Source organism: Heyndrickxia shackletonii (assembly GCF_001420715.1).
In the GTDB taxonomy this organism is placed as follows: Bacteria; Bacillota; Bacilli; order Bacillales; family Bacillaceae_C; genus Margalitia; species Margalitia shackletonii.
On sequence record NZ_LJJC01000005.1, the window covers coordinates 1 to 1597 of the forward strand.

General features: G+C 41.9%; 1 protein-coding gene. It reads left to right on the forward strand.

Annotated features, from left to right (window positions below; translation table 11 throughout):
* Positions 1-789: 789 nt before the first annotated feature.
* A partial coding sequence (locus AN964_RS26895; RefSeq protein ID WP_213083985.1) for a hemagglutinin occupies positions 790-1597 on the forward strand: 808 nt, incomplete at its 3' end.

Consider the following 1597-nt stretch of genomic DNA (forward strand, 5'->3'; position numbering starts at 1 on the left):
TATCAATCAACAAACTCCACAGAAACTGTGGACACACTAACAGAAAACAATGTCCCTGTGACACATGCCAAAGAACTGCTCCACACAGAGCATAATGGGATGCTGTGTGCAACAAGCTTGGGACAACCTCTTATTTTGGACACCTGCACCATTGAAGGGCTAATCTATGGCAATCCTTCTTGTGATCTATCGCTGGAAGGAAGAGAATGGTCCTATATCGTCGAGAGACCATCAGCTGTTAACGGATTGTGTTACCCCGGGAATGTAGAAAATCTAGAAGAGCTAAGGTCACTTTTTAGTTCTGCTAGGTCTTACCAAAGAATCCAGATTTTCCCAGACACAATCTGGAATGTGTCTTACGATGGGACAAGCACAGCATGCTCAGGTTCATTCTACAGAAGCATGAGATGGTTGACTCGAAAGAACGGCGATTACCCTATCCAAGACGCTCAATACACAAATAATCAAGGGAAGAACATTCTTTTCATGTGGGGCATAAATCACCCACCCACCGATACTACGCAGAGAGATCTGTACACGAGAACCGACACAACAACGAGTGTGGCAACAGAAGAAATAAATAGGATCTTCAAACCATTGATAGGACCAAGGCCTCTTGTCAACGGTTTGATGGGAAGAATTCATTATTATTGGTCTGTATTGAAACCGGGACAAACACTGCGAATAAAATCTGATGGGAATCTAATAGCTCCATGGTATGGACACATTCTTTCAGGAGAGAGCCATGGAAGAATTCTGAAGACTGATTTAAAAAGAGGTAGCTGCACAGTGCAATGTCAGACAGAGAAAGGTGGCTTAAACACAACACTGCCATTCCAAAATGTAAGTAAGTATGCATTTGGAAACTGTTCAAAATACATTGGCATAAAGAGTCTCAAACTTGCAGTTGGTCTGAGGAATGTGCCTTCTAGATCTAGTAGAGGGCTATTCGGGGCCATAGCAGGGTTTATAGAGGGAGGTTGGTCAGGACTAGTTGCTGGTTGGTATGGGTTCCAGCATTCAAATGACCAAGGGGTTGGTATGGCAGCAGATAGAGACTCAACCCAAAAGGCAATTGATAAAATAACATCCAAAGTGAATAATATAGTCGACAAAATGAACAAGCAGTATGAAATCATTGATCATGAATTCAGTGAGGTAGAAACTAGACTTAACATGATCAATAATAAGATTGATGATCAAATCCAAGATATATGGGCATATAATGCAGAATTACTAGTCCTGCTTGAAAACCAGAAAACACTCGATGAGCATGACGCAAATGTAAACAATCTATATAATAAAGTAAAGAGGGCGTTGGGTTCCAATGCGGTGGAAGATGGGAAAGGATGTTTCGAGCTATATCACAAATGTGATGACCAATGCATGGAGACAATTCGGAACGGGACCTACAACAGAAGGAAATATCAAGAGGAGTCAAAATTAGAAAGACAGAAAATAGAGGGGGTCAAGCTGGAATCTGAAGGAACTTACAAAATCCTCACCATTTATTCGACTGTTGCCTCATCTATTGTGATTGCAATGGGGTTTGCTGCCTTCTTGTTCTGGGCCATGTCCAATGGGTCTTGCAGATGCA